This is a genomic window from uncultured Imperialibacter sp. (assembly GCF_963974565.1).
Lineage (GTDB): Bacteria > Bacteroidota > Bacteroidia > Cytophagales > Cyclobacteriaceae > Imperialibacter > Imperialibacter roseus.
The window spans coordinates 406,237-413,492 of record NZ_CAXBCJ010000003.1 but is presented as its reverse complement, the minus strand read 5'-3'; the positions used below and the strand labels follow the sequence as shown (position 1 = coordinate 413,492).

Here is a 7,256-nt window from a genome sequence, read left to right as displayed (position 1 = left end):
AAAAACCTTATCCAATTATTCCAAGAAGATTGGGTGTCCCAGTGATGAAGTCAGGAGCTTATTTTACAGGAGCTGCTGGGCTAGATTTTTTTTGAATTACACTGTCTTTGGTAACCGCTGGACAAAACTTTAGTAAAGATAAACACCCATCCCTTTGCCCAGCACCACCTCTACATGTTCGTCTATTGTGGTGGACAGCTCGAAGCCTTTGTAGTTGGCACTAATAGGAAATCTTTTGTGACTACGATCAACCAACGTGGCAGTTTCAAGCCTTTTGATTTCAGCATTTAGTAAAACACTCATTCCGTAGGCCATGGTACGCCCACTGTTGAGCACATCATCCACCAGCACCACGCACTTGTTTTTGAGGCTCTCAGGCGGACAGTTGAGTTTTATCTCATCTGCGGAAGGATCGTCCTTATTTATGTCGAGCCTGACCAGGCTTAACTTCATTTTTGCTATGCCTTCCATTTCCGCAAGCAGCTTTTTGGCAATCTCAAACCCCTTGTCATATATGCCAACAAGCACTATTTCTTTTTCGTCAAGATTGAACTCAACAATCTCAAAAGCCATTCTTCGAAGCTTTTGAAGCACTTGAGGCTTGTCCAATATCATGTTACGGCGGCCGGCCGTCTGCTGATCCTTAGGCATTTTTACTGAGGAATTGGTAGAACTTTACTGTCCTTAAAGGTAGCAAGAATTACCATGGATTGGAGGCTGTCGACTACTTCAATTTCGCTCACCTTCTCCAGCATGAGCTTTTGATAGGAGGCAATGTCTTTGGCGATTACTTTCAAAATAAAGTCGCCACTACCGGTAATGTGATGGCACTCAATCACATCTTCAATCCTGTTTATTTCATCGAGAAATTTATCTATGTTTCTCTTGTTGTGGCCTTTTAAAGTTACTTGCACAAAAGTGCTAACCCCTAAACCAATTTTTTCTGTATCAAGCTTTGCGTGATAGCTTTTGATAAGCCCGGAAGTTTCGAGCTTTTTTACTCTTTCAAGTGTCGGGGCTGGAGAAAGTCCAATTTCCTTGGACAGTTGGGCGTTAGTAATTTTGGCATTAGACTGAAGAATTTCCAAAATCTTTCGATCAGTCTTATCCAGTTTAACATTCAGGTTACTCATCATATGGGTTGCCAAATAAAATTTGCTACAAAGCTAAGTATAATATACTTTATTCTAAAATTTTCTTGTTATCTGTCATTTACCAGTAATTTATTAAAGGAATTTGGTATTGCGTATAAAATTTTGCAATAAATTGTCACCAAAAGGAACTTCTGTCAATTTGACCTATTCCAAATAATATTCCTTAAACTACTGAAAGGTTGAATACCACTATGGAAGGAAAGGCAATCTGTACTTTACCTTTTTACGACTCTCCTAACTGCTTCATTTCCCTTGCTTTGCACTCTAAGCAGGTAGATTCCCTTCGTGTAGTGAGCCATTTGAAGTGACACAGCCGTTAAGCCGGCCTTTAGCGTATAGTATTTTTCGGAAAACATCGGCTGGCCCGTCATGCTTAACACCGTAATTTCGGCATCCCCAGCTTCCGGGAGAATCAGCCCAAATGTAAGAAGGTCATCAACAGGGTTAGGGTATGGGTTGTTAACGAGAAACCCTTCAGTAAATGAAAGGCAATTTGTGTTGTCATGAGGTGAAAACTCAAACTCAGCGTCCTTCAGGACAGGCACAAGCTTGATGCATACCTTTTCCACGGAGTTGCTGGTTATTACCAACTCAAACTGCAAAGTATGAGAAACCGACTTGCCTGGCGCTACTGTTCCGCTGTATTTTTCTGAAATGGTGACCCGGTCATCAACTACTATTTCGATGGGGAAGTTCGTCTGCGCAATACTGCCCCGATTGGCGATATTCAGAATAAACTTCAGTTTCCCTTCTGTGTCGGTATAGTTAACCGACCGAAGTTGCAGGTCTACTTTTGGAAGAGCAACAGTGACAACCGTGCTGGTTGTGTCGGAGCAACCAAACTCATTATAGGCGACCAGGCTTACTAAGTAGTCGCCCTCCTTATCAAACACCTGACTGATATCCTGCTCGTTGCTTACAGAGGCGACACCGTCGCCAACGAACCAGGAATAAGCCGTCGCTCCATTTGATTCATTCGTGAAATTAACTGTCACCGGCAGTTGACCTACAGATAGTGAATGACTGAAGGCAGCCACGGGTGAGTTATTAATGGTCACATTCTTGCTGATCGATATTTCACATCCTTTCTCAGTCTTGAGAAACAAGCTTACGTTATAGTTTCCTGCTTGTTTAAACTGGTAGTAGGCCTTGGGGCCGTTTGCAGAGGCCTGTCCAGCGAAATCCCATTTCCTGCTGATAATAGGGTCATCTGGGCTGGTGCTTAAATCGCTGAACTCTGTTAATTCGTTGACACAAGCAGAAGTGAATCCGAAGTCAATTGATGGCAATTCATTGACCTGCAAAGTTTTTGTCAATGAAATGGTGCAGAGGTTTTTCGTAGTTATCTGTAGCGTAACGTCGTAGCTCCCAGGTTTTTTGAAAACCTCGTTGACGGTTGGGGCGCTATAGAACTGATTATTGATACTCCACAAGCGGTCAATAATTGGATTGTCGGCGTCGCTGGCAGACTGGTCAACAAATGTTGTGGCCTGTCCTTCGCAACCTGTGTTGATTAAAAATGCAACAGTTGGTGACGGTAGTACATTAATTTCTCTGGTAAGTAATTTGGAACAGCCGTAGTTCGAACTAACAGACAGCGTAACAGTATATTTTCCCGAAGTTGGGAATTCAAATATCGGATTTCGTTCATTAGACGTACCAAGACCTGCAAAATCCCAGTTCCACTCCGTGATATTGGCATTCTCGGCAGTGCTTTGGTCAGTGAACTGCACCGCAGCACCACTGCAGGCAAGATCATGTTTGAAGTCAGGAGTAGGTATCGCACTTATCGCCACTTTCTCTGTAAGAGTGGTTTCGCAACCAAGGTCATTGGTTACAGTAAGGCTCACCTGATAGTCGCCGATTGTTTCAAAGAACGTTTCGGGGTTTTCTACTGAGCTCGTGTAGCCGTTACCGAAATCCCAAGTGTAGCCGGTTATTCCGTCACCAGTGGTTGTGTTATTGAACTGCGTTGTGGGGCTAATGCAATTGCTGCCCACGGTAAATCCTACTGCTGGCCCTTCTAACAGGTTTATTGTCTTGCTCACGGACGCTTCGCAGCCCGGTATGCCAACGGTTAGCATAATGATTTTTTCTCCAGCTGTAGCAAACGCATAGGTGGTGTCTTTTCCCAGTATGGTGGCCTCACCATTAAAATCCCACGTCCAGGTGACAAGGCTGTCGGGCGGGAGATTGGGAGTTAAGTCTTTCAAGGAAAGTGTGTTGTTGCTGCAAAGGCCTCCATTGTAGGTGATGCTAAAATCAGGTTCGCTGATGTCGTAAATGCCTATGGTTTGCCTGGCCGTGTTGGAGCACCCACCGTCATTTTGTACGGTGAGAGTTACTTCGTATTCACCTGCTGAAGAATATTGAAAGGTTGGGTTAGGATCGGCCGAGTCTTCTATCCCATCGCCATCGAAGTCCCAGGAGTAGGTGGTGATGTCGCCACCATCTATGCTTGTGAAACTATTGCTGTTGCTGATGCACCTGGAGGCGTCTATACTAAAATCAATGTCAGGAGCTGTTTGAGTAGACACAACAACAGTCTTGGTCATGCTGCTTTTCGAACCACCTGCACCAGTAGCATACAAGGTAATATCGTGAGACCCTGATTGATTGTAGAATATATCCAACGGGATTTCTGCTGTAGAATAACTCACACTCTGCCCGCAGTCTTTCGCAAAAACACTGCGTGTCAATTGACCAGTTGTACTGATTTGATGAGAAAGCCAACTGCCCTGAAAAGGTGTAATAGCAACACTATAGATATTTCCAGACAGAACAGATGAAATATCTGCTACAGCTACACTTACAGCACTAAGAGTGGCCCCTAAATTAACCCGGTACAAGGAAGAAGATGTCCCCGAAACCAAACCAATATATTTCCCCCCTTCTTTTACTACATCTATTGAATAGGGCTTCTTCGCAAATACGGACGTGCCTATCTTGGCTACAACTGGCTGCGAGAAGAGTGTACTACCAAATGACAACATATAAAGGCTATTGTTATCATAGCCTACTGAAAAAGCATAGTACTGGCCACAGTCACTATAAACCTTAACATCAGCTAGGCCGGCACCACTTACTGCTGGAGTGGTTAATATATCTGCCGGAGACACAGGGTTATTGGTAATCGAAGCACCAAAATTGACAACACTAAAATTAGTCCCAATGTAATGTGACAACACAACAACCAAATTGGAACCATCATACCCATAGCTCATATTACTTGATGTATTCCCAATGTTTGTCACTGCGATCTCAGCAGTAGGTGACGCATTTGTAATAGAGGCTCCAAACAAAACCCTTATGATGTTTTTACTCCCTCCGTTATGTACCAAACCATACCACTGTCCACTCTCCTTAATAATTTTTATTGGAGTTGCTCCACTCAGAAGGTTCGAAGGATTACCTAAACTAACAATCTGCGGCGTGTTTAATAGCGAGGTTCCATAATCAAGCCTAGTTATCTTATTCTGGGTCTGGTCGACTACAAACCCATACCAATTGCCCCCAGCTTCAATAATCTCAATGTCTCTTGCATTACCACTTCCACTGATAGAAACTACATTGCTAATAACTGGTGTTGTACCCAAATCCCCAGAGCAAAAATCCCAGTAATAAGATGAAGCATTTATCGTAGTATTACTCACCGTCAAACTCTCCTCCATACAAACACTGCCCGAAACAGAGATCTCAACGGTTGGGCAAATAGCTGTACTTACCGTAATAGTTTTTTGAATACTCTCATTACAGCCCTGCATTGTCGCAATACTCAATGAAATAATATAGTCTCCAGGAGTCGCAAAGGAAAATAGAGGGTTTTGTTCTATCGAAGTGCCAAACCCAGCAAAATCCCATAACCATCCTGTAATCTGGTCATCTGCCCCTGTCAGGTCTTGCGTCGTAAACTGAATCGGTATATTCTCCACCAGAGAACTATATGTAAAATCAACTTTCAGCGCATCTGATACCACAATATCCTGGCTAAATGTGGTACTACATCCAGTAAGGTTAGTCACTGTAAGACCTACTGTATACGTGCCCGTCACAGAAAAACTATGGGAAGGATTCTCCATAATCGAAATCCCAGAGCCATCTCCAAAGTCCCAACTATAGCCTGAAATGTCTACTCCTGAAGACAGGTTGGTAAATTGAATCGCTTCGCCAAAACAGTTGCCTATGTAAGAAAAGTTGGCTTGTGGTCCTTCTGCAACCGTAACCTGTTGGGTAACTATTATAGAACTACAACCAGGAATAATAGCCTGTAAACCCACCGTTTTATCCCCAGGTGTTGTAAATGTAAATGTAGGACTAGACAAAGTGCTACTACCTTCTCCATTAAAATCCCACACATATTCGATTACACCTTCCAAACCAGCCTCATCAGTCAAATTATTGAATTGAATCGCAGTATTACTGCACAAATTGGCAGCAGAATAGTCAAAAGATGCCACAGGAGGCTCGGGATAAATAGTTATAGAGTGACTGATATTATTGCTGCATCCACCAGCATTACTTACAATCAAAGTGGCTATATAAGTACCTGTACTCAAATATTGATAGGTCGGATTCGGGTCTGTGGAGTCTTCTATCCCATCGCCATCGAAGTCCCAGGAGTAGGTGGTGATGTCGCCACCATCTATGCTTGTGAAACTATTGCTGTTGCTGATGCACCTGGAGGCGTCTATACTAAAATCAATGTCAGGAGCTGTTTGAGTAGACACAACAACAGTCTTGGTCATGCTGCTTTTCGAACCACCTGCACCAGTAGCATACAAGGTAATATCGTGAGACCCTGATTGATTGTAGAATATATCCAACGGGATTTCTGCTGTAGAATAACTCACACTCTGCCCGCAGTCTTTCGCAAAAACACTGCGTGTCAATTGACCAGTTGTACTGATTTGATGAGAAAGCCAACTGCCCTGAAAAGGTGTAATAGCAACACTATAGATATTTCCAGACAGAACAGATGAAATATCTGCTACAGCTACACTTACAGCACTAAGAGTGGCCCCTAAATTAACCCGGTACAAGGAAGAAGATGTCCCCGAAACCAAACCAATATATTTCCCCCCTTCTTTTACTACATCTATTGAATAGGGCTTCTTCGCAAATACGGACGTGCCTATCTTGGCTACAACTGGCTGCGAGAAGAGTGTACTACCAAATGACAACATATAAAGGCTATTGTTATCATAGCCTACTGAAAAAGCATAGTACTGGCCACAGTCACTATAAACCTTAACATCAGCTAGGCCGGCACCACTTACTGCTGGAGTGGTTAATATATCTGCCGGAGACACAGGGTTATTGGTAATCGAAGCACCAAAATTGACAACACTAAAATTAGTCCCAATGTAATGTGACAACACAACAACCAAATTGGAACCATCATACCCATAGCTCATATTACTTGATGTATTCCCAATGTTTGTCACTGCGATCTCAGCAGTAGGTGACGCATTTGTAATAGAGGCTCCAAACAAAACCCTTATGATGTTTTTACTCCCTCCGTTATGTACCAAACCATACCACTGTCCACTCTCCTTAATAATTTTTATTGGAGTTGCTCCACTCAGAAGGTTCGAAGGATTACCTAAACTAACAATCTGCGGCGTGTTTAATAGCGAGGTTCCATAATCAAGCCTAGTTATCTTATTCTGGGTCTGGTCGACTACAAACCCATACCAATTGCCCCCAGCTTCAATAATCTCAATGTCTCTTGCATTACCACTTCCACTGATAGAAACTACATTGCTAATAACTGGTGTTGTACCCAAATCCCCAGAGCAAAAATCCCAGTAATAAGATGAAGCATTTATCGTAGTATTACTCACCGTCAAACTCTCCTCCATACAAACACTGCCCGAAACAGAGATCTCAACGGTTGGGCACTGAGCAAAAGCACCCACAGTGATTAAAATAAATAGGAACAGAAAAGTAAGTTTCATCCGCTTGAACTCCCGTATTAGAATCGATTAGACCCTAATACGTAAAATTAGGATTAACCACACAAAGAATTAGAATTATTCGACGAATTGAATTTGTTTTTAGAGCGATGGAAGTAAATTAGGTCTTGGGCGAATTTTGACACCA

Annotated in this window: 3 protein-coding genes; all 3 read right to left on the bottom strand. The window is 42.9% G+C overall.

Annotated features, from left to right (window positions below; translation table 11 throughout):
* Positions 1-129 precede the first annotated feature (129 nt).
* Entirely contained in the window at positions 130-651 is a 522-nt protein-coding gene (locus tag AAC052_RS06700; protein ID WP_317488323.1) for a phosphoribosyltransferase family protein, read from the bottom strand.
* A gap of 2 nt (positions 652-653) precedes the next feature.
* Positions 654-1,136 carry an Lrp/AsnC family transcriptional regulator gene (locus tag AAC052_RS06695; RefSeq protein WP_317488324.1) on the bottom strand — a complete coding sequence of 161 codons (483 nt, stop codon included), beginning with the start codon at positions 1,134-1,136 and terminating at the stop codon, positions 654-656.
* Positions 1,137-1,369: 233 nt separating this feature from the next.
* On the bottom strand, positions 1,370-7,111 hold the full coding sequence (locus AAC052_RS06690) for a PKD domain-containing protein (RefSeq protein ID WP_339811924.1): 5,742 nt from the start codon (positions 7,109-7,111) through the stop codon (positions 1,370-1,372).
* Between the last annotated feature and the right edge of the window lie 145 nt (positions 7,112-7,256).